This is a genomic window from Xanthomonas nasturtii (assembly GCF_023337365.3).
In the GTDB taxonomy this organism is placed as follows: Bacteria; Pseudomonadota; Gammaproteobacteria; order Xanthomonadales; family Xanthomonadaceae; genus Xanthomonas; species Xanthomonas nasturtii.
Genome location: NZ_CP142084.2, coordinates 1,725,346 through 1,752,135, shown reverse-complemented (window position 1 = coordinate 1,752,135; position 26,790 = coordinate 1,725,346). Strand labels below are relative to the sequence as shown.

Below are 26,790 nucleotides of genomic sequence, written 5' to 3'. Positions count from 1 at the left end.
GGACGCTCCCCGAATGGCCACCGAAGTCAAAGTTCCGGTACTGCCCGAATCCGTTTCCGACGCCACCATCGCCAGCTGGCACAAGAAGGCCGGTGAAGCGGTCAAGCGCGACGAGAATCTGGTCGACCTGGAAACCGACAAGGTCGTGTTGGAAGTTCCTTCGCCGGTCGACGGCGTGTTGAAGGAAATCAAGTTCGAAGCCGGCAGCACGGTCACCAGCAACCAGATTCTGGCGATCATCGAAGAAGGCGCCGTGGCCGCTGCGGCGCCGGCTGCAGAGAAGAAGGCCGACGCACCGGCCGCTGCTGTGCCAGCGCCTGCTGCTGCGCCGGCACCGGCTGCTGCCGCGGCACCTGCACCTGCGTCCAAGTCCGCCGCAGATTCGCTGCCGCCGGGTGCGCGTTTCTCCGCGATCACCCAGGGCGTGGATCCGTCGCAGGTCGAAGGTACCGGCCGTCGCGGCGCGGTGACCAAGGAAGACATCGTCAACTTTGCGAAGGCCGGCGGCGTGGGCAAGGCCTCCGGCGCCCGTCCAGAAGAGCGCGTGGCGATGACCCGCGTGCGCAAGACCATCGCCAAGCGTCTGATGGAGTCGAAGAACTCCACCGCAATGCTGACCACCTTCAACGAGGTCAACCTCGCCAAGGTGTCGGCCGCACGCAAGGAGCTGCAGGACGAATTCCAGAAGGCGCACGGCATCAAGCTCGGTTTCATGAGCTTCTTCGTCAAGGCCGCCGCCAACGCGCTGCAGCGCTTCCCGCTGGTCAACGCCTCGATCGACGGCGACGACATCATCTATCACGGCTACAGCGACATCTCGATTGCGGTGTCGACCGAAAAGGGCCTGGTCACGCCGGTGCTGCGTAACGTGGAGCGCCAGTCGTTTGCAGAAGTCGAACAAGGCATCGCCGATTACGCCGCCAAGGCGCGCGCCGGCAAGCTGGGCCTGGACGATCTGCAGGGCGGCACCTTCACCATCACCAATGGCGGCACCTTCGGCTCGCTGCTGTCCACCCCGATCATCAACCCGCCGCAAAGCGCCATCCTGGGCATGCACGCGATCAAGGAACGTCCGATCGCCGAGAACGGCCAGGTCGTGATCGCGCCGATGATGTATCTGGCGCTGTCCTACGACCACCGCATCATCGACGGCAAGGACTCGGTGCAGTTCCTGGTGGACATCAAGAATCAGCTGGAAAACCCGGGCCGCATGCTGTTCGGCCTGTAAGCCTCAAAGCCGCTCTCCCGACGGGAGAGGGGTTTGGGGGCGCCAGGCAACTGCGTCCGACTCGACAATGAAGAACGAGCCGCAGCGAGCCACAGAGGCGAACGATCGGCTGTTCACTAACCCCATTTCGCAGTGGCTCGCTTCACATCGGGAATACCGGGCAGGCGACCACAGCGCACCCTCATCCGGCGCTACGCGCCACCTTCTCCCGACAAGAGAAGGGAAAGGCAAAGGACTCTAGAAATGGCTGAAAACTACGACGTCGTCGTCATCGGTGCCGGTCCGGCCGGTTATCACGCCGCCATCCGCGCGGCCCAGTTGGGCATGAAGGTCGCCTGCATCGACGCGGCACTGGGCAAGGACGGCAAGCCCGCCCTGGGCGGTACCTGCCTGCGCGTGGGCTGCATCCCGTCCAAGGCGCTGCTGGATTCCTCGCGCCAGTTCTGGAACATGGGCCACCTGTTCGGCGACCACGGCATCAGCTTCAACGACGCCAAGATGGACGTGCCCACCATGATCGGCCGCAAGGACAAGATCGTGAAGCAGTTCACCGGCGGCATCGCGATGCTGTTCAAGGCCAACAAGATCACCCCGTACTACGGCTTCGGCCAGCTGCTGCCGGGCAACATCGTCAAGGTCGCCCAGCACGAAGGCGGCGAGATCGAGCTCAAGGGCACCAATGTGATCCTGGCGCCGGGCTCGGAGTCCATCGAACTGCCGTTCGCCAAGTTCGAAGGCGACACCATCGTCGACAACGTCGGCGGCCTGGACTTCACCGCCGTGCCCAAGCGCATGGCGGTGATCGGCGCCGGCGTGATCGGCCTGGAACTGGGCAGCGTGTGGAAGCGTCTGGGCGCCGAGGTCACCATCCTCGAAGCGCTGCCGGACTTCCTGGCGCTGGCCGATGCAGAAGTCGCCAAGACTGCCTTGAAGGAATTCAGGAAGCAGGGCCTGGACATCAAGCTCGGCGCCAAGGTCAGCAAGACCGAGATCACCGGCAGCGGCGATGCCAAGCAGGTGGTTGTCAGCTACACCGACGCAGCCGGCGAGCAGACCCTGACCGTGGACAAGTTGCTGGTGGCCGTGGGCCGCAGGGCGGCAACCAAGAACCTGCTGGCCGAAGGCACCGGCGTCAAGCTCAACGAGCGTGGCCAGATCGAAGTGGACGGGCATTGCCACACCGGCGTCGATGGTGTGTGGGCGGTCGGCGACTGCGTGCGTGGCCCGATGCTGGCGCACAAGGGCTTCGAGGAAGGCATCGCGGTGGCCGAACTGATTGCCGGGCTGCCGGGTCACGTCAATTTCGACACCATCCCGTGGGTCATCTACACCGAGCCGGAGATTGCCTGGGTCGGCAAGACCGAGCAGCAGCTCAAGGCCGAAGGCGTCGCCTACAAGGCCGGCAGCTTCCCGTTCGCGGCGATCGGCCGTGCGGTGGCCATGGGCGAGCCGGCCGGCTTCGTCAAGGTGATTGCCGATGCCGAAACCGACCGCGTGCTGGGTATGCACCTGGTGGGCGTGGGCGTCTCCGAGCTGGTGCACGAAGGTGTGCTGACCATGGAATTCAACGGCTCGGCCGACGATCTGGCCCGCATCTGCCACGCGCATCCGACGCTGTCCGAAGCAATCCACGATGCCGCGATGGCGGTGAGCAAGCGCGCGATTCATAAGGCTAACTAACCGGGATTGGTGGATGCGGGAGTGGGGATTCGCAACTGCGGCTCTCCGTCCCGGCCCTCTCCGGCAATGACATGGCGCCGGGTGAAAACCCGGCGTTATGTTTTTCAAGCCAGGCAAGAACTCAAACAAATCAGCGCGCCCCCTGCCGATGGCATCACCTGCAATCAACAGCGCTGCCTCGCTTTTACCAATCCCCACTCCCGACTCCCGAATCCCATGAAAAGCATCTGCGTCTACTGCGGCTCCAATGCCGGCAACAAACCCGCCTATGTCGAGCGCGCCACGGTGCTGGGTCAGCGCATTGCACAACAAGGCCTGCGGCTGGTCTATGGCGGAGGCAATGTGGGCTTGATGGGCACCGTGGCCAATGCGGTGCTGGCAGCCGGTGGCGAAGTGACCGGGGTGATTCCGCAGCAGCTGGCCGATTGGGAAGTGGCGCACCGCGGGCTGACCACGCTGGAAATCGTCGGTTCCATGCATGAGCGCAAGATGCGCATGTTCGAGCTGTCCGATGCCTTCGTCGCCCTGCCCGGCGGCTTCGGCACCATGGAAGAGATCTTCGAAATGCTGACCTGGCGCCAGCTCGGCATCGGCAACAAGCCCTGCGCGTTCCTGGATATCGAAGGGTTCTACGCACCGCTGATCGGCATGATCGATCGCATGGTGGAAGAGCGCTTCCTGCATCCGGACCAGCGCGCCGACCTGTGGTACGGCGCCGATATGGAGCAGATGCTCGAATGGATGCAGCACTACACCCCGGCGCAGGCCTCCAAGTGGATCGACGAAAAGCGCCGCTCCACCCTGGTGTAAACGTCAGCCGGCAAGCTTCTGGTGTGCGCTGCCAGCCGGTGGCAGTGCGACAGCGCGCGGATGCAAGCCCTGCGCGCGTCACCGCAGCGGCATGCGCACACGCGGTGCCGGCCAGCACCCCCGCGTGTCGCAGTGCCACTGCAGAACCACCACAGCACCAGCACCAGCACCCAACATCGCACCGATCTGCGAGCTTGTAACCGCAATCACGACGGCTGCGGCAATCGGCGTCACTGCCTCGCATAGAATGGCGGCGATGCTCGATACCCTCGCCGCTGACGCGCACCACAGCCTGGACATCAAGCACAGTCGCTTTCTGGCCCGCGCTGCCGCACTGGACGCTCCCGCACATGCGCTGGAGATCGTGCAGCGCGTGGCGGTGCCGGATGCCACGCATAACTGCTGGGCTTACCGGTTCGGGCAGGACTACCGCTCCAGCGACGATGGCGAGCCGAGCGGCACGGCTGGCCGGCCGATTTTGGCGGCGATCGACGGCCAGGACTTCGATCGGGTGGTGGTCGTGGTCACGCGCTGGTATGGCGGCATCAAGCTCGGTGCCGGCGGACTGGTGCGCGCCTACGGCGGGACCGCGGCCGAGTGCCTGCGGCTGGCGAGGCGACAGCCATTGGTGGCGTTGTCGCAGGTCCAGCTGCAGTGCCGGTTCGACGATCTGGGCCTGGTGCACGCCGCGCTGACGGCCTTTCATGCCGAAAAACTGGACGAACAGTTCGACGCCACCGGTGCCGCATTGCGGGTGCAACTGCCTGCAGATCAGCTCGCCGGCTTGAAAAGCCGCCTGTGCGACGCCACTCGCAATCGTGTCCATCTCTCAACCCCGGAAGCCGCATGACCCAGCCAGCCGCTGCACGTCCCAACCCGTTGCGGAAGCTGGGCAGCCTGCGCACCTTGTGGCCATTCGTGCAACGCCAGCGCGGCCTGTTCGCCGCCTGGCTGATCGCGCTGGCGATTTCCTCGGCCGCCACATTGAGCCTGCCCGCCGCGGTCAAGCGGATGATCGACCACGGCTTTTCCGGCGGTTCGCAGATCAACCAGGCGTTCGCGTTGCTGTTCGCCGTGGCGGTGGTGCTGGCATTGGCCACTGCGGCGCGTTTCTATTTCGTCGCGCTGCTGGGCGAAAAAGTGGTCGCCGACCTGCGCGGCCGGTTGTACGCGCACCTGATCGGGCTGGACGCCGGGTTTCATGACCGCAGCCGCAGCGGCGAGCTGGTGTCGCGCCTGTCGGCCGACAGCGAACTGCTGCGCGGGGTGGTCGGCACCACCATGTCGGTGGCCTTGCGCAGCTCGGTCACCGTGATCGGCAGCGTGGTGATGCTGTTCGTCACCAGCCCGCGCCTGGCCGGCTTCACCTTGATCGGCATCCCGCTGGCGGTGCTGCCGATCGTGCTCGGCGCACGCCGCCTGCAGAAGATTTCGCGCGCAAGCCAGGACCGCGTGGCCGACGCCAACACGCTGGCAGCCGAAACCCTGGGCGCGGTGCGCACCGTGCAGGCGCATGCGCGCGAGCGTTACGAAAGCCAACGTTTCAGTACCGCGCTGTTTGCCGCCATCGACACTGCAAAAGTGCGCATCCGCACCCAGGCCACCGTGACTGCGGTTGCGATCATGCTGATCTTCGGCGCGATCGTCGCGGTGTTGTGGCTGGGCGCGCACGATGTGATCGCTGGCCGCATGACGCCCGGCACGCTGGGCCAGTTCGTGTTGTACGCGCTGATCGGCGGCGGCTCGGTCGGCGCGCTGGCCGAAGTCTGGAACGAGTTGCAACGTGCCGCCGGCGGCATGGGGCGGGTGGGCGAATTGCTCGATGAGCAGCCGGCCATCGTGGCGCCTGCCGCCCCGCAGGTCTTGCCGCAGCCGCTGCGCGGCGCGATCCATTTCGACCAGGTGGTATTCCATTATCCACAGCGCCCGGACGCACCGGCGCTGGATGGCTTCGACCTGCATGTCAGCCCCGGCGAGACCGTGGCGCTGGTCGGTCCGTCCGGTGCCGGCAAGAGCACGGTGCTGTCGATGCTGCTGCGCTTCCACGACCCGGTCAGCGGCAAGCTGCGCATCGACGACATCGACCTGCGCGACACCGACCCGGTACTGCTGCGCGAACGCATTGCGCTGGTGCCGCAGCAGCCCACGCTGTTCGCCGCCAGCGCCGCCGACAACATTCGCTATGGCCGCCTGCAGGCCAGCGACGCCGAAGTGGAAGCGGCGGCCGCCGCGGCCGAAGCCGATGTCTTCATCCGTGCCCTGCCCCAGGGCTATGCCAGCGAACTGGGCGAGCGCGGCACGCGCCTGTCCGGTGGCCAACAGCAACGCGTGGCGATTGCGCGGGCGCTGCTCAAGGATGCGCCGATCCTGCTGCTGGACGAAGCCACCAGCGCACTCGACGCACAGAGCGAACGCGCGGTGCAGCAGGCGCTGGACCGGCTGATGGAAGGCCGCACCACCCTGGTCGTCGCGCATCGCCTGGCCACCGTGCTCAAGGCCGACCGCATCGTGGTGATGGATGCCGGACGCATCGTCGCGCAGGGCACCCACGCGCAGTTGATCGCCGAAGGCGGGCTGTATGCGGAGCTCGCGCGGCTGCAGTTCATTGACCAATGAGGGTCACCTGACGCTGCGCCGCCAGTGCTGGCACCCGCAGCGCCCTTCCTGTCTCACCGGCCACGCCGGCCGTGCGCTCCCACGCAATCCGACGTAACGATGTGACCCATGCCCCGCCCCAAGACCACGCTTCGCCAGCTGAGCTATTTCGTCGCGCTGGCCGACACCGGCAGCTTCACCCGCGCGGCCGAGCAGATGGGCGTCTCGCAGCCCTCGTTGTCGCAACAGATCCGCGCCTTGGAAGCCATCATCGGCGCGCCGCTGTTCGAACGCGGCGCACAGGCGATCGCGACCCCGCTGGGTCGCGACCTGCTCGACCGCGCCCGTAGCATCCTGCTCGATGTCACCGATCTGGAAGAGGTGCGCGCCACCGCCGCCGATACCTTGATCGGCACCATCCGGCTCGGCGTCTCGCCCACGCTCGGCGCCTATCTGATGCCCAGCCTGGTTGCACGCCTGCATCGCGAACATCCGGCCCTGCGCGTGCATGTGCGCGAAGGACTGCCCACCGCGCTTGCCGCCGGCCTCGGCAGCGGCGTGCACGATCTGATTCTTGCGCAACTGCCGGTGGCCGGCCGCGGCCTGCATAGCGAGCGGCTGTTCCGCGAACCGCTGCACGTGACCATGGCCGCCGACCACCCGCTGCGTACCAAGGCCTGCATCACCCCGGCCGATCTGCGCGGCGCCAATCTGTTGACCCTGATGCCGGAATACCGATTGGCAGAACAGGTCGCTGCGATCGCCATGGATGTCGGCGCGCATGTACTGCGCGATTACGAAGGCACCAGCCTGGATGCGATCCGTCAGATGGCCGGCATGGGCATGGGCCTTGCATTGCTCCCGGACCTGTACGTACGCCAGGAAATCCGCGAAGGCGACGACGTGGTGGTTCGGCCGATCAAAGGCGGGCGCTACTATAGGGAGATCGGTTTGCTCTGGCGGCAGGGTGCCGGTCGCGCGCCAGCCTTCGGTTTGATCGCCAATCTGCTGCGTGCGGTGGCCGCATAGGAAAATCCTATGCGGTGAATAAGCGCCGCAGCCTTGTTCAAGGCCGGCAACTCGTCAATGCTTTACTGAACTCATCAACGGATATCGAATGGCGGCCAAGCGGATCGGATGGCGGGAAGCGGTAAGCTGGCTGGCGGAAATCGTCGGGCCAGACATGCCGTATGTGCGTCTTGCCATGGTGTACGGCGTTGCGATCAGCTTGCTGTCGCTGGCCACGCCCATCTCGGTGCAGTTGCTGATCAACAGCGTCACCAACACCGCCCTGCCCGCCCCGCTGTGGACGCTGTCGGGCCTGTTGCTGGGGTTGCTGCTGCTGATGACCTGCCTGAGCGCCATGCGAGTGTGGATGATGGCGTTGTTCGAGCGTCGCCTGTTCGCGCGGGTGGTGGCCGAGATTACCGTGCGTGCGGTGCACGCACAGAACCCGTTCTTCGCCGACCAGAACCGTGGCGACGTGTTCAACCGCTACTTCGATCTGGTGGTGGTGCAGAAAGCCGTGCCCAGCCTGGCGGTTGGCGCTTTCACAATCGTGCTGCAATCGGCGGTGGGCCTGATCGTCACCAGCTTCTACCACCCGTTTTTCCTGGGCTTCAACGCGTTGCTGCTGCTCATCATCTTTTCAATCTGGATGATCTGGTCGCGCGGCTCGATCCGCAGCGCGGTCGAGCTGAGCCACGCCAAGCACAATGCCGCACACTGGCTGGAAAGCGTCGGAGGCTCCAACGGCTTCTACAAATCCAGCCGCCACCTCAATTTCGCGATGGACCGCTCCGAGGCGGTAACCGCCGCCTACGTTGCACAGCATCGGCGTCATTTCCGCTACACCTTCACCCAGACCGTGGCGTTCCTGCTGACCTATGCGGTGGCCAGCGCGGCGCTGCTGGCGCTGGGCGGTAGCCTGATCCTGCGCGGCGAATTGTCGATCGGCCAGCTGGTGGCGGCCGAGCTGATCCTGAGTGCGGTGTTCTACGGCATTTCGCAACTGGGCGGCTACATGGACGCGTTCTACGATCTGGTGGCCAGTTCGGAAGAACTGTCGCTGCTGTTCGCGATCCCGCAGGAGCGCGCCGTGGTGGCGCCGGGAAAGACGCCCGGCAACAGCGCGGTGCGGCTGGATGGCGTGGTGATCGAAGGGGCGCGGTTCGATTTCGCGCTGGCCGCCGGCGAGCAGCTGGTAACGCTGGCCGACGGCGGCGCCGAGCGCTTGCTGGCGATGGTGCTCAAGCGGCACGTGGTGCCCGAGCGCGGGCTGGTGATGGTGGGCGGCGCCGACATGGCCACCTTCGACATGTACCTGCTGCGTTCGGAAGTGACTGTGCTCGATCGCCCGACCATCGTGGAGGTGACCATTCGCGAATACCTGGCGATGGCCTCGGCCGATGTGACGTCCGAAGCGATGCTCGAAGCCATCGACACGGTGGGGCTGCGCGCGCGCATCGCCGCGCTGCCGCAGGGCCTGGACACCCGGCTTGCTGCTTCCGGCTTCCCGCTGTGGATCGGCGAGGTGATGGCGCTGAAGCTGGCCAACGCGCTGCTGGTGCGCCCGCGCGTGCTGATGTTGTCGCAGCTGTACGACCTGTTGCCCGCCGAGCGCCTGACCCGGGTGCTGCGCCACTTGAAGGAGGCCGGAACCACGGTCCTGCTGTGCACCGGCCGGCCGGAGGACATCACCCTGGATGGCTGGTTCCGGTTGGAGCCCGAGCGCCAGCAACGTTACGCCACCCGCGCCGAACTGATCGCATCCACCCAGGAGGCAGACAATGCAGCACGCCCCTGACCGGATCGCGCACTTCCCTACCCTGGCGTCCATGCGGCCGCCCAGCATCGCCAACGTGCTGGCGTGGATGCTGCTGATCGGCGTCGCCATCGCTGCGTCCATCCTGGCGTTCGCCCCCTGGGTGCAGACTGCCAGTGGCAAGGGCCAGGTGGTCTCACTCGATCCCGGCGATCGCCAGCAACAAGTCACCGCCTTCGTGCCCGGCCGGGTCGAGCGCTGGTACGTGCACGATGGCCAGCTTGTGTCCAAGGGCGACCCAATCGCCCGCGTCGGCGATCTGGACCCGGATCTGCTCGCCCGCCTGGCCAGCGAGCGCGCGCAGGTGGCGGCGGAGATTACCGCCATCCAGCAGTCACGCGCAGTTGCCAGCATCGATGTGGCGCGCAGCAGGCAGCTGCTTGCCGAAGGCCTGGCCGGCCGCCGCGACTTTGAACTCACCCAGATCAAGGTCGCCGAAGCCGATGCCAAGCTGGCCGAATCGCGCGCCAAGCTGACCCGTATCGACATCCAGTTGAACCGCCAGTCCGCACAGCTGGTGCGCGCACCGCGCGACGGCCGCGTGCAGCAACTCAACGCCGCCAGCGGCAGCGCCATGGTCTCGCCAGGCACGGTGCTGGCGGTGATCGCGCCGGAGCGGGTGGAACGCGCAGTGGAGCTATACATCGACGGCCGCGATGTGCCGCTGATCCGTGCCGGCCGCCCGGTGCGGCTGGAGTTCGAAGGCTGGCCGGCGATCCAGTTCAGCGGCTGGCCCTCGGTGGCGCACGGTATGTTCGACGGCCGCGTGCGCGCCATCGACCCTAATGCTGCGCCCGATGGCCTGTTCCGCATCCTGGTCGAACCGGCGCCAGGCAAACCGGCCTGGCCGGCGCTAGAGTTCGCCCGCCAGGGCGGCAAAGTGCGCGGCTGGGTGCAGGGAGAAACGGTGAAGGTGGGCTACGAATTGTGGCGCCAGCTCAATAACTTCCCGCTGGAATTCGGCCGCCGCCCGGCCGCTGCCACGCAGGAAGACGGCAAGTCCAAGCCTGCCGCGTCCAAGTCCGAAGACGACGAGACGGGCAAGAAATGATTGGCCGTCTCGTTGTCCTGCTGATCGCACTCTGCCCCGGTGCGGCAGCTGCCCAGGCCGCGGCACTGACGCTGGATGAGGTCCTGCAGTCGTCGGCACGTTCGGCGCCACAGATCGTCGAGTCGCTGGCAAAGGTGCGCCAGGCCGAAGGCAAGAGCGTCTCGGCCGATGGTGCCTTCGACACCGTCTTCGACATCGAAGGCCGCTCGCGCGAGGCCGGCTATTACGACGGCAGCACGATCGAAACCGGTGCCAAGCGGCCGTTCGAAGAAAACGGCGGCTACTACTACGGCGGCTATCGCTCCTCGCGCGGTGCGTTTCCGGTGTACGAAGACAAGTCCTACACCGACCGCGGCGGCGAAGTGAAGGTGGGCGCGCTGTATGCGCTGTTGCGCGACCGCGTGATCGACGAACGCCGTACCAAGCGCAGCCTTGCCAGCGCCGATATCAACGTGGCCCAGTACGAGGCCGAGATGGTCGCCATCGGCGTGCAGCGCCGCGCGGTGGATGCGTACCAGAACTGGGTCGCGGCCGGGCTGAAGTTGCGTGCCTACAACGACCTGCTGCAACTGGCCGAGCAACGCCGCAACGCGATTTCGCGGCAGGTGACGCTGGGTGCACGCCCCACCATTCTGCTGACCGAAAATGACCAGAACCTGGTCCGTCGGCGCGCCCTGGTGGTGCGCTCGGAACAGGATTTCGCCAACGCCGCCAACGCCTTGTCGCTGTACCTGCGCGATGGCGCCGGCATGCCGCTGATCGTGTCCGCCGAGCGCCTGCCGGCCGACACCTCGGCGTTGGAAGGGCTAGCCGGCGCAAGCAAGATCACCGCGCCGGTGGAGCGCCCGGATTACCGCGCCGTGCTCACCCGCATCGACCAGGCCACCGCGCGCTTGATGCTGGCGCAGAACGATCTGAAGCCGCGCCTGGATGTCAGCGTGGAAGTCAGCAAGGACCTGGGCGTGCCCGGCGTGGGCGGCCCCAACCGCTCGCCGACCGATGCCATCATCGGCTTCCGCTTCAGTGTGCCGCTGGAAAATCGCGCCGCCAAGGGCCGTGTGGCCGAAGCGCGTGCCGAGATCGAAGCGCTGGACCAGCGCAGCCGTTTTCTGCGCGACCAGATTTCAGTCGAGGTCGAATCGATCGTGATCTCGCTCAACGGCGCCGAACGCCTGGCGAAGATCGCCGATGAGGAACGCGGCCTGGCGGATCGCCTGGCCGCCGCCGAACGCCGACGCTTCGAACTGGGATCGGGTGACTTTTTCCTGGTCAACCAGCGCGAGGAAACCGCCAACGATGCGCGCGTGCGCCTGATCGATGCGCAGGCGCGCATTGCATCGGCGCGTGCCGAATTGGCCGCCGCGACCGCCGACCGGGATGCGTTGCAGCTGAGCCGTTGAGGGTTGGAGCATCGGTCCTTGCCGGGCAATGAGCCATCGCCGCTACCCGCCTGACGAGCTCAGGGCTTGCATCACTGCACAACGACGCCTGGGTAACATCTGCGTGCGCATGCTCGCCCTACCGGCCCGGCGCCGGTCGTGCGATCCATCGCGATCTGCACTGCAACCCAGGATCTTTCGGAGGTGCGCATGTCTTTCCGGCAATTTCCCGCAATCGGCGCAGATGGCGAACCTTACGTCATCATCGAATTCCGCGATGAGCAGCAGCCACGTACGACCGCGCAGTCGGCGCCACGTTACGAACTTCCCGACGGCCGCCATCTGCAGCGGCAGGGGCAGCGTTTCGTGACCGACGGCGGCGAACTCCGCCTTTCCACCCTCTGAGACGACGTTGGTCAATTTTTGACCACACACCGCACAGGCCTTGCGACGCAGGGGCTGTGCGCATTTATCCACATGCTTGTGCAAGTTTCATCCACACCCTGTGTGGATGAAATGGCCAACTCAGGTGGGAACTGCCCACATCAGGTGCGGACTACGTGATGCAGGGGACGTCTGCTCGCAGATGCGTGTAGCACCAGGTCACCAGGTGCGCGTATGCCGCCGATGCCGAACGCGCCACGTCAAAGCACGCACTCGCATCGCTAATCAACGCGGTCGGAACGCTCCAGCACCCGCCCGATACCACTGCGATCGATCTCGCCAGCGGCCTGGGCCAGCGCAGCGCGATCGCTGCCCGGTTCGAAACCGATACGGAAATGCAGCTCGCCTACGGGTGTGCGCGATGAGTGGATCGACGACAGGTTCACGCCGTGCCGCTCGAACACATGCAGCAACGCACGCAGCGAACCGGGTTGGTCTTCCGGTAGATACACACTGAGGGTCAGCGGCTCGGTGAGATCGGCCAGCAGATAGCCGACGCGCTCATAGGTGTAATTGCCTGCTGCAAGCGCGTCATGCTGCAAGGCCTGCGCGTTGTCATGCAGAAATTGGCTGCGGAATTGCGCACGCGCCGCATCGTCGCCTTGCGCCACCAATGCGCGCAGCTGCTGCAATTGCAGCAACAGCCGGTCGAGCATTTCGCCGACATACGGGTTACCGAACTGGATGTCTTCGTAGATCGACGGGTTGAGCGAGAGAATGCGCGCAATGACCGCCGTATCCAGCTCGAACGAGGCCGAGCGATACGGCATCAATGCCTGCAACTGCCCCAGTAGCGGCGCGTAATCGCGCAAGGTGCCGGCCTGCGCCAGATGCGTGGCATGCACCATGGCCTGCACCAGCGCCATCACCCGGTCGTGGTGCTCGGGCGTGGCGTACACGCACTCGGCTTGCAGCGCGCTGCACAGGCTCTGCACCCATGCCGACCAGTGCTGCAACCGCGCTTCGCAGACCACCATGACACGCCCTTTCAAGGTTGGCGATTTGGGCGGTGCGGTCATCGGATGCAGGCCGACCACTTCCGCCTGCGACGCCAGCATCGCGGCGACCGGCGCCTGCTTGATCGAGGTGACATCCAGCCACAGCTGCGACGCAGCGCGCGCGCCGGCCAGCTGCACATACCGCTCGATCAACGCGGCGGTCTGGCGAATCGGCGCAGAAAACACCAACACGTCCGCACGCTGCGCCAGCGTGACTTCGTCCATGCTGCCATTATCGGCCGGATCGAAACCGATCACCTCCAGCTGCATGCGTGAGCGCAGGAACTGCGCCAACCAGCGCCCGTATGCGCCGGCGATGCCGACGATGCCGACCACCGGCTGCGCAATCATGCCAATCGCTCGACGGCAAAACGCGGTGCAGCGACAAGCGCGGCAGGCGCCGCGGCCAGCACGTCGAACTCTTCGAAACCTGCCGCCAGGGTCGCTTCCAAGGCGCTATGCACGCCGCTGAGCGCGTGCCCCACCGCCTGATCGAACGGCACATCGCGCAGCACAAAGCCGATCAGCAAGGCCATCAACACATCGCCGGTACCGGCCACGTCCACCGGCAGATGCGGTGTCGCCCAGCGATACACCGCCTCGTTGCTGACCGCCAGGGTGACCAGCTCGCCGGCCGCGCCGGCCACGCTATGCGCAAGCACCCACTGCGGCCCACGCGCCAGCAACGCGCGTGCGGCGACGATGGCGTCGTCCTGCTGCAGGCTCGGCATGCCTGTCAAACGGCCCAGTTCGAACGCGTTGGGTGTGACCAACCAGGCATGCGGCAGCAATCGCTCGGCGAAGACGCGCTCCAGCCCGGGTTCCACATAGGGGCCGGTGTGCGTGTCGCCAATCACCGGGTCCAGGCAGTAGCGCAGCTGCGGCGTCTGCGGCAAGGTCTGCTCCAGCCAATCGGCGAAGGCTTCGCCGTTGGCCAGGCTGCCGAAATAACCGGACACCAGCATGCGCGCACGCTGCGGCAGGCCGCGCTCGCTCGCGCCCAGCAACAGATCGGCCAGCCAATCGGCCGGCAGGATGCGCCCGCGCAGGGTCGCGTAAAACGGCGCATTGCTCAGCAGGGTGGTCGGGACTTCCGCCACACGCAGCCCCAGCGCGCGCAGCGGCGGCACCGCCGCGCTATTGCCGGCATGGCCATAGACCAACTGCGATTGCACCGAGATCACATCGATTGGCGAAGGACCATCCGGGCGCTGGCGGCGACCGTGGACGAGGTGGCTATCGGTTGCATCGCTCATGGAAGGTGCCGTCGTGAGAACAGGACGTCATTATCCGCCGCAAAGCGTTAGCGCGTGGCGTGTCTGCAGTGAGGCGAGGTTGAGTATTGCGCGCTGCGCTGGACGCGATCTTTCGAACGATGCTGACATTCAGGTGGATCGGCTTCACAAGTCTGCGCTGGAGGATCCAGCGCTGTGCGCTGTCCGTGTAACCTGCGTTTTCTGGAGACTGCAACGGTGCCGCTTGCAGGCGGGCGTTGGTTGGCGATCGGTGCGCCGTACCCTCCCCGCATCCGCCCTTCGGGCACCTTCTCCCGAGCGGAGAAGGGTTTTGTTCTGCTGGCACCTCTCGCGGGACTGCTTCCGCGAGTAAGTGCGCTCAGGTCGATCGCTTTTCCAGCACAAGCAGACGCCGCTTACGAGGTCATGCGGTCCCAGAAACCCTTGACGCCATCGATGAAGGTGGCCGACTTGGGCGAATGCTTGCGCGCATCCTCACCGGTGAAGGTTGACTCGAATTGCTGCAGCAACTCGCGTTGATCGGCGGTCAGGTTCACCGGCGTCTCCACCACCACACGGCAGTACAGATCGCCTTCGCTGCGGCTGCGCACCGAGCGCACGCCCTTGCCGCGCAGACGGAACAGCTTGCCGGTCTGGGTTTCGGCCGGAATGCGGATTTCCGCCTCCCCACCCAGCGTCGCCACACGCACGGTGTCGCCGAGCGCCGCCTGCGAAATACGGATCGGCACTTCGCAATGCAGATCGTCGCCGTCGCGCTGGAAGATCGCATGCTCGCGCACGCGCACTTCCACGTACAGATCGCCTGGCGGCGTGCCGGCCGGGCCGGCCTCGCCCTCGCCTGCAAGACGAATCCGGTCGCCGCTATCCACGCCGGCCGGCACCTTGATCGACAGCACCTTGTCTTCTTCCACGCGACCGGCGCCATGGCAGGTCTTGCACGGGTTCTGAATCAGCGTGCCGCGGCCGTCGCAATGCGGGCAGCTCTGCTGCATGGCGAAGATGCCGCGCTGGATGCGGACCTGGCCGCGCCCATGGCAGGTGCCGCAGGTTTCGACCTTGCCGTCTTCCGATCCGCTGCCATGGCAGGGTTCGCATTCGATCAGGGTCGGAATCTCGATGCGTCGCTCGATGCCGGCGACGGCTTCTTCCAGATCCAGTTCCAGTACGTAACCGACGTCTGCGCCACGTCGCGCAGCGCGCGGACCGGCGGCGCCACCGCCGAAAATATTGCCGAAGATATCGCCAAAGATATCTCCCATGTCCGGGCCACCCGGCCCACCACCGCCACCGCCCATGCCGTGCTCGAACGCAGCATGGCCATGCGCATCGTAGGCGCGTCGCTTGTTGCCGTCCGACAACACTTCATAGGCTTGCTTGCACTCCTTGAACACCGCCTCGGCAGCAGCGTCGCCCGGATTGCGGTCCGGGTGGTGCTTCATCGCACAGCGCCGATATGCCTTCTTCAGCTCCTCGTCGCTGGCGCCACGGGCCACGCCCAGCACTTCGTAGTAATCGCGTTTGCTCATAAGCGGGGATTCGGGATTCGTGATTTGAGATTCGTTGAAACGCGAAAGCGCACAGCGTGCGCTGGTCCGCCTCGGCGACGCGACGCGTAGAGGATCTCGGGGTGGGGACTCACCCGCACGGCGGCGTGCGAATCACCACTCCCGACTCCCAAATCACGGCTTACTTCTTGTCGTCCTTGACCTCGGTGAACTCGGCGTCCACCACATCGTCGGCGACCTTGGAGGCCTGCGCATTGCCGCTGGCCGCATCGGCGTTGCCGCCCTGCTCTGCCGCGGCGGCCGCTGCGTACAGCGACTGGCCGGCTTCTTCCAGCGTCTTGCTGCGCGCTTCGATCTGCGCCTTGTCGTCGCCCTTCATGGCGGTTTCCAGATCGGCCAGCGCCGCTTCCACCTTGCCGATCACATCGCCGCCGACCTTGCTGCCATGCTCGGTGATCGCGGTGCGGGTGGCGTGGATCAGGCCATCGGCCTGGTTGCGGGTCTGCACCAGCTCCTGGAACTTCTTGTCTTCTTCGCGGTTGGCTTCCGCGTCGGCGACCATGCGCTGGATCTCTTCATCCGACAGACCCGAACCGGCCTTGATCTCGACCTTCTGTTCCTTGTTGGTCTTCTTGTCCTTGGCCGACACATGCAGGATGCCGTTGGCGTCGATGTCGAAGGACACCTCCACCTGCGGCATGCCGCGCGGCGCCGGCTCGATGCCGGACAGGTCGAACTTGGCCAGCGACTTGTTGAAGCGGGCCTGCTCGCGCTCACCCTGCAACACGTGCACGGTCACGGCCGACTGGTTGTCTTCGGCGGTGGAGAAGGTCTGCGAAGCCTTGGTCGGGATGGTGGTGTTCTTTTCGATGATCTTGGTGAACACCCCGCCCATGGTTTCGATGCCCAGCGACAGCGGGGTCACGTCCAGCAGCAGCACGTCCTTGACGTCGCCGGCCAGCACGCCGCCCTGGATCGCCGCGCCCACGGCCACGGCTTCGTCCGGGTTGACGTCCTTGCGCGGTTCCTTGCCGAAGAAATCGGCAACCGCCTGCTGCACCTTCGGCATGCGGGTCTGACCGCCGACCAGAATCACTTCGTTGACGTCGCTGGCACGCAGGCCGGCATCGTTCAACGCGGTGCGGCACGGCTCGATCGACTTCTTGACCAGGTCTTCCACCAGTGCTTCGAGCTTGGCACGGGTCAACTTGATGTTGAGGTGCTTCGGGCCCGAGGCATCGGCAGTGACGTACGGCAGGTTCACTTCGGTCTGCTGGCTGGTCGACAGCTCGATCTTGGCGCGCTCGGCGGCGTCCTTCAGGCGCTGCAGCGCCAACGGATCCTTGCGCAGATCGATGCCCTGATCCTTGTTGAACTCGTCCACCAGGTATTCGATGACGCGGTTGTCGAAGTCTTCGCCGCCCAGGAAGGTGTCGCCGTTGGTGGCCAGCACTTCGAACTGCTTCTCGCCATCGACTTCGGCAATTTCAATGATCGAGACGTCGAAGGTGCCGCCGCCCAGGTCGTACACGGCAATCTTGCGGTCGCCGCCGTTCTTGTCCAGGCCATAGGCCAGGGCTGCCGCGGTCGGCTCGTTGATGATGCGCTTGACGTCCAGACCGGCGATGCGGCCGGCGTCCTTGGTGGCCTGACGCTGGCTGTCGTTGAAGTACGCCGGCACGGTGATCACCGCTTCGGTGACCTTCTCGCCGAGGAAGTCTTCGGCGGTCTTCTTCATCTTCTCCAGCACGCGCGCGGAGATTTCCTGCGGCGCCATGCGCTTGCCATCGCTGGTCTGCACCCAGGCATCGCCGTTGTCGTGCGCCAGGATGCCGTACGGCACGTGCGAGATGTCCTTCTGCACTTCGGCGTCGGTGAACTTGCGGCCGATCAGGCGCTTCACCGCGTAGAAGGTGTTCTTCGGGTTGGTCACCGCCTGGCGCTTGGCCGAGGCACCGACCAGCACTTCGCCATCCTTGGTGTAGGCGACGATCGAAGGCGTGGTGCGGTCGCCCTCGGAGTTTTCGATGACGCGGGCCTTGCCGCCGTCCATGATCGACACGCACGAGTTCGTGGTGCCGAGGTCAATACCAATGATCTTGCCCATGGATACGCTCCTGATGATTCTGTAGCTGTGTCCGGCGACGCCGGGTCTGGCTGAGATGTGGGGGTGGTGCGCAGGTGTTCAAGCCACCGGCGCACATCTGTGTTTCACGCCTGCGCCTGGCAGTTCAGCCGGCGCTGCGATTCAGTCGTGCTTGGCCACGACCACCAGGGCCGGGCGCAGCAGGCGCTCGTTGAGCAGGTAGCCCTTCTGGAACACCTGCACCACGTGGCCCGGTGCGATGCCCTCGGCCTCGCCCTGGCTGATCGCCTGGTGCTGGTCCGGGTTGAACGGCTGGCCGACCGGGTCGAGCAGGGTCAGGCCGTTATCGGCCGCGACCTTGAGCAACTGCTTGTAGGTCATGTCCAGGCCATCGCGCAGCGGGCTGGGCTCGGTGCCGGCGGCACTCAGGCCGGCGTCCAGGCTGTCGAACACCGGCAGCAGCTCGCCCAGCAGCTTCTCGTTGGCGAACTTGCGCGCGTTCTCGACATCGCGGGCGATGCGCTTGCGCTGGTTTTCCAGATCGGCCCGCTCGCGCAGGGCATCGGCCTTGACCAGCGCGATCTCGCTGCGCAGCGATTCGATCTCGGCCTTGAGCGGATCGGTCTCGGGTGGGTTCTGGGACAGGTCTTCGGAGTCGAATTCGGGGTGGTCTTGGTTCATGTGCAGTTCCCGGGCAAGCGGAACGCCCGCCCCAACGTCACCCCGTATGTGGGCGCGCGCGCGCGTTTCAAGCAAAACGATCGCGCCGATCGATGCCGGTTATCGCGTACCGGGCGGTTCCATCGCCGCGCCCAGCACCTGCGCGGCGGTCTGCACCAGCGGAATCAGCCTATCGTAGGCCATGCGTTTGGGCCCGATCACCCCCAGTACGCCCAGCACCTGGCCGTTGGCGGTATACGGCGCGGTAACCAGCGAGACGTCTTCCAGCGACACCATGCCGGTTTCCTCGCCGATGAAGATGCGCACGCCCGGCGCCTGGATGGTGCGTTCGAGCAGCTGCAGGATCTCGCGCTTGCTGGCGAAGGCCTCGAACAGCTCGCGCAAGCGGTCCAGGTCCGACAGGTCCTGCACGCCCATCAGCCGGGTCTGCCCGGCCATCACCATGTCCTCGGCATCGGCCGGCACCAACGCCTCGTTGGCCAGGTCCACGCTATGCGCCAGCAGCTGCTCCATCTCGTTCTTGGCCATGCGCAGCTCGCGCAGCAGGCAGGCGCGGATGTCGGCCAGCGCGCGTCCGGCGAACTGCGCATTGAGATAATTGGCCACCCGTTCCAGCTCGGCCGGCTCATAGGCGCGGCGCGGCTCGATCACCCGGTTCTGCACCTCGTTGTCGGCAAACACCAGGATCGCCAGCACCCGGCGCGCGTCCAGCGCCACGAAATCGATATGCCGGAACGCAAACTGCTCGCGCCGCGGCGCGCTGACCACGCCGACGAAGTGGCTCATCGCCGACAGCATCTGCGAGGCGCTGCCCAGCAGCGATTGGGTGCCGTTGCCGCTGGCAAGCTCGGCGCGCAGGCGGCGCACCTCTTCCTCCCCGGGCGGCTGCATCTGCACCAGGCTGTCCACGAACACGCGGTAGCCATGCGCAGTGGGAATGCGCCCGGCCGAGGTATGCGGGGAGCTGAGCAGGCCGACGTCTTCCAGGTCGGCGAGAATATTGCGAATGGTGGCCGGGCTGACATCCAGCCCCGCGTGCTGGGCCAGCGTCTTGGAGCCCACCGGCTCGCCATCGCGGATGTAGCGCGCAATCAGCGTGCGCAGCAACTGGCGGGCGCGGGGGTCGAGCATGGGTGACTGGGGCGCGCGCATGGGATCATCCGGTGAGACTGGGCATAGATAATGTCTGGCCCCGGGGATGGCAAGCGTCCGATTCCCCGTTGACCCCTTCCACCCTAAGCTTCCCCAAAGCGTTCACACTCGACCTCATGCTCAGACACCTCTCGATCAAGGATTTCGCCGTTGTTCGCGCCACCGAACTGGAATTCGGGCCGGGCATGACCGTGGTGTCGGGCGAAACCGGCGCCGGCAAGTCGCTGATGGTGGACGCGCTGGGCTTTTTGTCCGGCCTGCGCGCCGACAGCGGTGTGGTCCGCCACGGTGCCGACCGCGCCGAACTGTCGGCCGAATTCCAGCTACCGGCCGAGCACCCGGGCCTGAGCTGGCTGGCCGACAACGAACTCGACGACGAAGCGCAATGCCAGCTGCGCCGCATCATCCGTGCCGACGGCGGCTCGCGCGCCTGGATCAACGGCCGCCCGGTCACTTCTTCGCAGCTGGCGGAACTGGCCTCACGGCTGGTCGAAATCCATGGCCAGCACGAACATCAGGCACTGATGGCCCGCCACAGCCAGCTCGCCCTGCTCGACGCCTATGCCCGCAACAGCGCCCAGCGCGAGCAGGTGCGCCAGGCCAGCCAGCGCTGGCAGGCGCTGTTGGACGAGCGCGATGCATTGTCGGCGCAAGGCGATGTCTCCGACCGGATTGGCTTTCTCGAGCATCAACTTGGCGAACTGGAACGCGAGGATCTGGATCCGGCTGCGATCGCCGCATTGGACGTCAATCACCGCCGTCAGGCGCATGCCACCGCGCTGATCGGCGCCTGCGACAGCGTGGCCCAACAGCTCAACGGCGACGACGGCGCCAGCGCCCTGGGCCTGTTGCAGGACAGCCGCCACGATATCGCCCGTGTCGCCGAACACGAGCCACGCCTGGGCGAAGTGGACGCGCTGCTGGACAGCGCCGTCATCCAGATCGAAGAAGCGCTGGCCCTGCTCGACCGCGTGCGCGACGACCTGGAGGCCGACCCGGCCCAATTCGAAGCCATGGAACGCCGCCTGGGCCGGCTGCACGACCTAGCGCGCAAACACCGCGTTGCCCCGGACGAACTGGCCGCGCACCGCGACCACCTGAGCGCCGAAGTCGAGAGCCTGCGCGGTGCGGACGAGCGCCTGCAACAGCTGGACAAGCACATCGAAACCGCCACTGCCGCCTGGCGCAGCGCCGCCGGCGTGCTCAGCGACAGCCGCAGCACGGCCGCCGAGGCGCTGTCGGCCGCCACCACCACGCTGATCGGCGAGCTCGGCATGGGCGGCGGGCAGTTCGTGATCCAGCTGCAGCCGCACGACAGTGCCCGGCCGGACCCCAATGGCGCCGAACGGGTGGAGTTCCTGGTCGCCGCCAACGCCGGCCAACCGCCGCGCGCCCTGCGCAAGGTCGCCTCCGGCGGCGAGCTGTCGCGGATTTCGCTGGCGATCGAAGTGGCCGCGCTCGGCCTGGACAGCGTGCCGACCATGGTCTTCGACGAGGTGGATTCGGGCATCGGCGGCGCGGTGGCCGACATCGTCGGGCAGAAGCTGCGCGCACTAGGCGAAGAACGCCAAGTGTTGTGCGTTACCCACTTGCCGCAGGTCGCGGCCAAGGGCCACGCGCATTACCGGGTCAGCAAGGCGCCGGTGGACGGCATGACCCAGAGCGCGGTCGAACTGCTCGGCCCGCAGGCCCGCCAGGAAGAACTGGCGCGCATGCTGGGCGGCGTGGAAGTGAGCAAAGAGGCCCGCGCGGCCGCCCGCAAGCTGCTGCAGAGCGCCTGATCGGGGCGAGCGGCGCCAAACCGCACTGCGTTGCGCAGGTGCGTCCACTGCTTTGCGCATCTGCGCAACGCTGCACAAAGGGCGGCTGGGGGCATAGACCGGCACCCCCCTTCACAAATGCGCTCTCCAAACGCACAAGGCGGCCGAAGCCGCCTTGTCGCTAACGCACGCGGTGGCGCGTACTCAGCGCAGACGCTTCTTGCGCACGTACAGCACCAGCGAATGCTCTTCCAGCTCGTAGCCGTGCTTGGCGGCTATCTGGCGTTGCAACGCCTCGATCTCTTCGCTTTCGAACTCGATGACGTGGCCGGTGTCCACATCGACCATATGGTCGTGGTGACCGCCGCGGTCCAGTTCGTAGACGGCCTGGCCGCCTTCGAAATTGTGCTTGAGCACCAGGCCGGCGGCCTCGAACTGGGTCAGCACGCGGTACACCGTGGCCAGCCCGATTTCGTCGCCGTGGTCGAGCAGTTGCCGGTAAATGTCTTCTGCGCTGAGATGATGGTGATTGCTCTTCTGCTCGAGCAATTCCAGGATCCGCATGCGCGGATGGGTCACCTTGAGCCCGACTTTGCGCAGGTCGTGGGTTTCCATATGTTCTCCGTTCATTGGCGATTTAGCGCCAGCTGCCATCAAACGGGTCGCGGCGACCGGCAGGAGTGTATCATCGGCGTGATTTCCTCAGCACTTATTCCCCGATGCGCAATTTCCTGCTGGTCGCCGCCGTTGTTCTTTCCACCGCTGGCTGCGGCATCATCTACAAGCAGCCGATCTACCAGGGCAATCTGATCAAACAGAACGCCGTGGAGCAACTGCAGGTAGGCCAGAGCAAGCAGCAGGTCAGCGCGTTGCTGGGTACCCCCTCGATCCCCGACCCGTTCCATGCCCAGCGCTGGGACTACACTTCCACCCAACGCGTGGACCGTCTGGCGCGCACCGAGATCAAGAACTTCACCGTGTTCTTCGAAAACGAGCAGGTCACGCGTTGGGAAGGCGACTATTTTCCGTCGCAGGACGAGCAGCTGGCCAAGTCGGCGCCCAAGCAATTCGGCCGTAACCTGGCCCGTGACAAGAAGAAGCAGCGCGGCCGTTGATCTCCTTGCCCGGCGATCCTGCGATCGCCCGAGGGCTGGCTGGAACTCGAGAACGCATCCCGTTGAACGGATGCGTTTTTTGTTGCCCGGTCGGAAAGATGTGTTCGCTCAGAGTTGCAGCGCTGGTCAGGCTCGCTTCTTCGTAGGTCAGCCGTCACGGCGCATCGCTGCCTCGACGCGCTGCTTGCCACCGACACCTCGGTGCCGACACTTCGCGCGTTCGCCAGGCGCCTCGCATCGACAAGCACGTATTGAGCCCAATCGATACTTCGGCTCATTTCAATGCAGTGATTTGAAGAGTTCGCTGTACCCAGTCCGCGTGTGCGTGCCAGCACCGGCAGACAACTAGGTAGGGGGACCGGCTTTTTTGCTAGGCCCGGCACGGCGACGCCGCGCCTCCTTGGGATCCAGCAGCAGCGGCCTGAGCAGTTCGACCCGGTCGCCGTCGCGCAACCGCTGGTCCGCACGCGCGATCAGCCCATGCACCGCATGCGCGGCAGGCGCCTGCTGCAACGCCAGACCGGACGCGGCAACCGCCTCGGCCACCGTTGCGCCGTCGGGCAAGTTCAGCTGCACCGACTGATGGCGATCCGGCCAGGCCAGCACGACTTCAATGCGCATACAGCAGTGCGGCCTAGGTGTCGCCGCGGTCGGCGACGCGCACGAAATCGTTCACCATGCGGTCGGCCAGGCCCTGGAACCCCAACGCCAGCGCCGGGCCCAGCAGGCGCGAGCTGGTTTCCACTTCAAGGGTCAGGCTCACCTTGCAGGCGTTCTCGCCCAGCGCCTGGAACTCCCACAGGCCTTCCAGGCGCTTGAACGGCCCGTCGCGCAGGTGCATCACGATGCGTTCGGGCCGCTCGAGGATGTTCTCTGTAGTGAACCAGGTGCGGAACGACCCCAGGCCCAGATCCAGGCGCGCCACGATGTGCGCATCGTCCTGCTCGAGCACGTGGGCAGCGTCGCACCAGCCGAAGCGGCGCGGATAGGCGGCGACATCATTGACCAGATCGAACATGCGGGAGGCGCTGTGTTCGACCAGGGCGCTGCGACGGATGGTAGGCATTCGCTAACTTGTGAAAGACGGAAGATCGTTTGACGACACCGAATCGGCGACAATGGCGTCATGAGCAAGCAACCATCCAAGGATAAAGCAAACGGCGCGAAGGCCACGAAAACCATCGCGCTGAACAAGCGTGCGCGCCACGAATACCACCTGGAAGAGCGCTACGAAGCCGGTCTGGCGCTGCAGGGCTGGGAAATCAAGGCGATCCGCGCCGGCCGCGCCAACATCGTCGACGGCTACGCGTACGTGCGCTCCGGCGAGATTTACCTGATCGGCGCCCAGATCACCCCGCTGATCCAGGCATCCACCCACACCGTGCCGGTGGAACGTCGCGACCGCAAACTGCTGCTGCACCGTGCCGAGATCGACAAGGTGCTCACCCGCGTGGAGCGCGAAGGCTACACCCTGGTGCCGACCGCGCTGTACTGGAGCAGCAACAAGGTCAAGCTGGAAATCGCGCTGGCCAAGGGCAAGCAGAATCACGACAAGCGCGACGCTGCCAAGGACCGCGACTGGCAGCGCGACAAGCAGCGCGTGATGCGGCGGCATAACCGTGATGCCTGAGGCGCCGGGATTCGGGATTGGGAATTAGGGATTCGTTGCAGCGGTTGTGCGTGAACTGGCACATCGCTGGCTTGCGATCCACTCAGGCAGCAAGGCAAGGCATGGCCTTGTTGCCCTTGCGAATCCCCAATACCGACTTCCGATTCACGTCTTTCCAAGCATGCGCATCAAATTCGGCACTCCCCTGCCCTGCACGTAACGGTCGCGCTGCAGGTCAGTACTGGTGTCCAGCAGCAGTTGCTTGACGCGGTCGGGGAAGCCGATGAACTCGCGGCGCGCCGATAAAAACCCGGCCAGCACACCGGAGACATGCGGTGCCGCCATGCTGGTGCCGCTCATTTCAACCATCAGGCTGGCCGGGTCTTTCGGGTCGAAGTCGTAGTAGGCCGAGACGATCTTTTCGCCCGGCGCCACCACGTCGGGCTTGCCGCGGCCGTCGGCGGTGGGCCCGCGCGAAGAGAAATACGACACGCCATAGTTGTGCGGGCTGCTCTTGTGCACCGAGCCCACCACGATGGCGTCTTCCAGATTGCCCGGGTCGCTGATCGACAGATCCATGTTGGCCGGATAGGCATCGCCATCCTTGCCCATCAGCCAGGCCAGCCCTTCGTTACCGGCAGCCACCACCACCAGCACGCCTTGCCGCCATAACCGCCGTAGCTCGTTGCATAGCGGCGTGAAACCGCAGCCGTAGCTTTCCGGGTCGAAATAGCCGCCCAGGCTCAGATTGACGCCGTGGATGACCAGTTCGCCTGCGCGTTCGTTGATTGCAGCCACCTGCTGCACTGCCTTGATCATCCACGAATCGCGGCCATTTCCGGCATCGTCGAGCACCTTGAAGCCGTACAGCTGGGTGTCCGGCGCAATGCCGGCGAACTCCAGTGCACGGCCCGGGTTGCCCTGCGCATCCGGGATCACGGCCTGACAATGGCCGGCGATGATGCCGGCGATATGGGTGCCGTGGCCATGCCGATCGAGCCGGGCAAACGCAGCGCCATCGGCGCGGGTCAGCCGTTTGGGTGTGCCGCGCCGGGTGCAATCCCACTGCGCCACCACGGTGTCGCGCTCACCCTTGGCGAAAAAATGCGGGTGACTGGCAGCGATGCCGGTATCCAGCACCGCCCAGCCAATCTGCTGGCCGCGCGCGCGATAGGCCGTGCGCGCGGCATCGGCATGCAGGACATTGCCGGAGACATGGATCAACGCGCGTTTGCCGGCGTCGCGCCACACCCGCCGAAAGCCCAGCGCGCGGTAGCGATCCTGCAGCGATTCGATTTCGAAGCGGGTCAGCCGCGCGGACACGAAACGCTGCAGGCTGTCTTCCAGTTCGATCGCTTCATCCAGCGCGTCGCCGCTCAGGCCGGTGGTGCGCGCCGCTGCTTCGCGCACATGCTGCAATAACGACGCGCGCACGCCGGCCGGGTCGTTGCCCAGCCTGCGGCGATCCAGTTCGATCAGCACTTCATGTCGGTATTCCGGGCCATGCGCTTCGAGCTGCTCGCTGAGATCCTTGATCAGCACCGCGTTGGACACCGGCTGGTCGAAGCCCACCCCCACGGCCTGGCGCACGGCGGCGCGCACCTGCGGAATCGACAGGTAGCCCGAGCCCGAATGCGGGTTGTGCTGCCAGTCCGGGTTCAAGCGCGCGGCGGACAGGTTTTCAAAACGCCCTGTGGCGTTGGCGATGTCGTCGCTGAGATCCGGGTCCAGCGCGATCGGGTCGCGCGTTTCGGCCACATTGATCCAGCGCTGCACGCACTCCGGGAACGGCAGTTTGCGCGTGCCGGTCCAGCGCTTGAACATGCTGCGCACCTGCGGCAGGCCCAATGGCGAGCCCAGCGTGACGAACAGACTGACCTCGCAGTCGGCCGCCTGCAGCTGACGCAGCACATCGAAGGCGATCATCGAGCCCTGGCTGTGCGCCACCACCACGAATGGCCCGCCCCCCGCACGCAGCCGCTGCGCCAGGCTTTCGCGCATCAGCGCCGCGCGCTCCGGCACGAAGAACAGGTCGTGCACGTCTTGCAATAACGCTGCGGAAATCAGCCGCAGCAATACCCGGTTGATCGCATCGATGGCGCCCTTGGCCTGCACGCCGCCAGGCGCGGACGCGCCCTCCAGCTCGTCCAGCAACCGATGCAGGTCGGCACGTTCCTGCTCGCTGTGCGCCAGCGCATCGGCCAGCAGATGCAGGTCCTGTTCGCCTGGCACCAGCCCAAGCGTGCTCAAGGCGCGTTGCACGCTCTGATTGAGCGCCGGCCCCACATCGCGCGCATCGCAATTGCCGGGTTCGGCAACCGGATAGCGCTCGCGATTGACCCAATACGCCAGGCGCGTGCGCTCGCCCATCGGCCGCCCGAATAAGGCCTTGTCCCACTGACAGCGCAACACCTCGGCCGGCGGCTTGTTGCCGATGCCATGGATATAGATCACCGTGCGCGCCTTGCCCTGCACGCGCGTCAGCGTGGTGTCCTGCGCCTGCTGCTGCGCGGCCCGGGTTGTGCGCTGAGGCCTGGGGGCATCGACGCCTGGTGCACTCTTGCGGGGCGCGCTACGTGCCTGCCGTGGACGTGGGGGCTTGCCTGTCGCCATTGCT

The 26,790-nt window shown here is 65.8% G+C and carries 23 protein-coding genes; 13 read left to right on the top strand and 10 right to left on the bottom strand.

What is annotated here, in order from left to right; genetic code table 11:
* The first annotated feature begins 13 nt into the window (after window positions 1-13).
* The 10 genes from sucB to M3O59_RS07615 all read left to right on the top strand — a co-directional run bounded on the left by sucB (window position 14) and on the right by M3O59_RS07615 (window position 11,972).
* Window positions 14-1,228, top strand: coding sequence for a dihydrolipoyllysine-residue succinyltransferase (gene sucB / locus M3O59_RS07660; RefSeq protein WP_064634756.1), 1,215 nt, complete (start codon window positions 14-16; stop codon window positions 1,226-1,228).
* 243 nt (window positions 1,229-1,471) lie between these two features.
* The gene (gene lpdA / locus M3O59_RS07655) at window positions 1,472-2,908 is read left to right on the top strand and encodes a dihydrolipoyl dehydrogenase (RefSeq protein WP_064634755.1); all 1,437 of its coding nucleotides are present in this window, start codon (window positions 1,472-1,474) and stop codon (window positions 2,906-2,908) included.
* Between the two features lie 216 nt (window positions 2,909-3,124).
* Window positions 3,125-3,718, top strand: a complete 594-nt coding sequence (locus M3O59_RS07650; protein WP_064634754.1) for an LOG family protein — start codon at window positions 3,125-3,127, stop codon at window positions 3,716-3,718.
* A 247-nt stretch (window positions 3,719-3,965) separates the two neighbouring features.
* Window positions 3,966-4,568 carry an IMPACT family protein gene (locus M3O59_RS07645; RefSeq protein ID WP_181920480.1) on the top strand — a complete coding sequence of 201 codons (603 nt, stop codon included), beginning with the start codon at window positions 3,966-3,968 and terminating at the stop codon, window positions 4,566-4,568.
* On the top strand, window positions 4,565-6,334 hold the full coding sequence (locus M3O59_RS07640; RefSeq protein ID WP_249054474.1) for an ABC transporter transmembrane domain-containing protein: 1,770 nt from the start codon (window positions 4,565-4,567) through the stop codon (window positions 6,332-6,334). Before M3O59_RS07645 ends, M3O59_RS07640 begins: the two co-directional genes overlap by 4 nt.
* Before the next feature lie 108 nt (window positions 6,335-6,442).
* Window positions 6,443-7,342, top strand: a complete 900-nt coding sequence (locus M3O59_RS07635) for a hydrogen peroxide-inducible genes activator (RefSeq protein WP_064634751.1) — start codon at window positions 6,443-6,445, stop codon at window positions 7,340-7,342.
* Between the two features lie 88 nt (window positions 7,343-7,430).
* On the top strand, window positions 7,431-9,119 hold the full coding sequence (locus M3O59_RS07630) for an ABC transporter transmembrane domain-containing protein (protein ID WP_249054472.1): 1,689 nt from the start codon (window positions 7,431-7,433) through the stop codon (window positions 9,117-9,119).
* The gene (locus M3O59_RS07625) at window positions 9,103-10,188 is read left to right on the top strand and encodes an efflux RND transporter periplasmic adaptor subunit (RefSeq protein ID WP_249054470.1); all 1,086 of its coding nucleotides are present in this window, start codon (window positions 9,103-9,105) and stop codon (window positions 10,186-10,188) included. Before M3O59_RS07630 ends, M3O59_RS07625 begins: the two co-directional genes overlap by 17 nt.
* Window positions 10,185-11,588 (top strand): TolC family protein, encoded by a 1,404-nt coding sequence (locus M3O59_RS07620; protein WP_064634748.1) that lies wholly within the window; start codon window positions 10,185-10,187, stop codon window positions 11,586-11,588. The genes M3O59_RS07625 and M3O59_RS07620 overlap by 4 nt, the downstream gene beginning before the upstream one ends.
* Before the next feature lie 189 nt (window positions 11,589-11,777).
* On the top strand, window positions 11,778-11,972 hold the full coding sequence (locus M3O59_RS07615; protein ID WP_064634747.1) for a hypothetical protein: 195 nt from the start codon (window positions 11,778-11,780) through the stop codon (window positions 11,970-11,972).
* 260 nt (window positions 11,973-12,232) lie between these two features.
* Here M3O59_RS07615 and M3O59_RS07610 read toward each other — a convergent pair whose 3' ends face one another.
* From M3O59_RS07610 to hrcA, 6 genes are all read right to left on the bottom strand, one after another.
* The gene (locus M3O59_RS07610) at window positions 12,233-13,360 is read right to left on the bottom strand and encodes a prephenate dehydrogenase (protein WP_249046253.1); all 1,128 of its coding nucleotides are present in this window, start codon (window positions 13,358-13,360) and stop codon (window positions 12,233-12,235) included.
* Window positions 13,357-14,265 (bottom strand): pyridoxal kinase, encoded by a 909-nt coding sequence (pdxY, locus tag M3O59_RS07605; RefSeq protein ID WP_249054469.1) that lies wholly within the window; start codon window positions 14,263-14,265, stop codon window positions 13,357-13,359. Before pdxY ends, M3O59_RS07610 begins: the two co-directional genes overlap by 4 nt.
* 395 nt (window positions 14,266-14,660) lie before the next feature.
* Complete coding sequence (gene dnaJ, locus M3O59_RS07600) at window positions 14,661-15,791, bottom strand: molecular chaperone DnaJ (protein ID WP_116905327.1); 1,131 nt, start codon at window positions 15,789-15,791, stop codon at window positions 14,661-14,663.
* 160 nt (window positions 15,792-15,951) lie between these two features.
* Window positions 15,952-17,877 (bottom strand): molecular chaperone DnaK, encoded by a 1,926-nt coding sequence (gene dnaK / locus M3O59_RS07595; protein WP_249054462.1) that lies wholly within the window; start codon window positions 17,875-17,877, stop codon window positions 15,952-15,954.
* A gap of 141 nt (window positions 17,878-18,018) precedes the next feature.
* Window positions 18,019-18,537, bottom strand: a complete 519-nt coding sequence (gene grpE, locus M3O59_RS07590) for a nucleotide exchange factor GrpE (protein WP_064634742.1) — start codon at window positions 18,535-18,537, stop codon at window positions 18,019-18,021.
* 99 nt (window positions 18,538-18,636) lie between these two features.
* A complete protein-coding gene (gene hrcA / locus M3O59_RS07585) occupies window positions 18,637-19,668 on the bottom strand; it encodes a heat-inducible transcriptional repressor HrcA (protein WP_064634741.1) in 1,032 nt (343 codons plus the stop codon).
* A gap of 137 nt (window positions 19,669-19,805) precedes the next feature.
* Here hrcA and recN point away from each other — a divergent pair, with 137 nt between their 5' ends.
* Entirely contained in the window at window positions 19,806-21,470 is a 1,665-nt protein-coding gene (gene recN, locus M3O59_RS07580) for a DNA repair protein RecN (protein ID WP_249054455.1), read from the top strand.
* Between the two features lie 183 nt (window positions 21,471-21,653).
* On the opposite strand, the gene fur is transcribed toward recN, so the two are convergent.
* Window positions 21,654-22,064 (bottom strand): ferric iron uptake transcriptional regulator, encoded by a 411-nt coding sequence (gene fur / locus M3O59_RS07575; protein WP_064634739.1) that lies wholly within the window; start codon window positions 22,062-22,064, stop codon window positions 21,654-21,656.
* Window positions 22,065-22,168: 104 nt separating this feature from the next.
* Here fur and M3O59_RS07570 point away from each other — a divergent pair, with 104 nt between their 5' ends.
* Window positions 22,169-22,564 carry an outer membrane protein assembly factor BamE gene (locus M3O59_RS07570; protein WP_064634738.1) on the top strand — a complete coding sequence of 132 codons (396 nt, stop codon included), beginning with the start codon at window positions 22,169-22,171 and terminating at the stop codon, window positions 22,562-22,564.
* Window positions 22,565-22,909: 345 nt separating this feature from the next.
* Here M3O59_RS07570 and M3O59_RS07565 read toward each other — a convergent pair whose 3' ends face one another.
* Both M3O59_RS07565 and M3O59_RS07560 read right to left on the bottom strand, forming a co-directional pair.
* On the bottom strand, window positions 22,910-23,185 hold the full coding sequence (locus tag M3O59_RS07565; protein WP_249054446.1) for an RnfH family protein: 276 nt from the start codon (window positions 23,183-23,185) through the stop codon (window positions 22,910-22,912).
* A gap of 13 nt (window positions 23,186-23,198) precedes the next feature.
* Window positions 23,199-23,630 carry a type II toxin-antitoxin system RatA family toxin gene (locus tag M3O59_RS07560; protein ID WP_064634736.1) on the bottom strand — a complete coding sequence of 144 codons (432 nt, stop codon included), beginning with the start codon at window positions 23,628-23,630 and terminating at the stop codon, window positions 23,199-23,201.
* 60 nt (window positions 23,631-23,690) lie between these two features.
* On the opposite strand from M3O59_RS07560, the gene smpB reads away from it, so the two are divergent.
* Window positions 23,691-24,194, top strand: coding sequence for an SsrA-binding protein SmpB (gene smpB / locus M3O59_RS07555; protein ID WP_064634735.1), 504 nt, complete (start codon window positions 23,691-23,693; stop codon window positions 24,192-24,194).
* A 144-nt stretch (window positions 24,195-24,338) separates the two neighbouring features.
* On the opposite strand, the gene M3O59_RS07550 is transcribed toward smpB, so the two are convergent.
* Window positions 24,339-26,786, bottom strand: coding sequence for a S8 family serine peptidase (locus M3O59_RS07550; RefSeq protein WP_249054444.1), 2,448 nt, complete (start codon window positions 26,784-26,786; stop codon window positions 24,339-24,341).
* Window positions 26,787-26,790 lie beyond the last annotated feature (4 nt).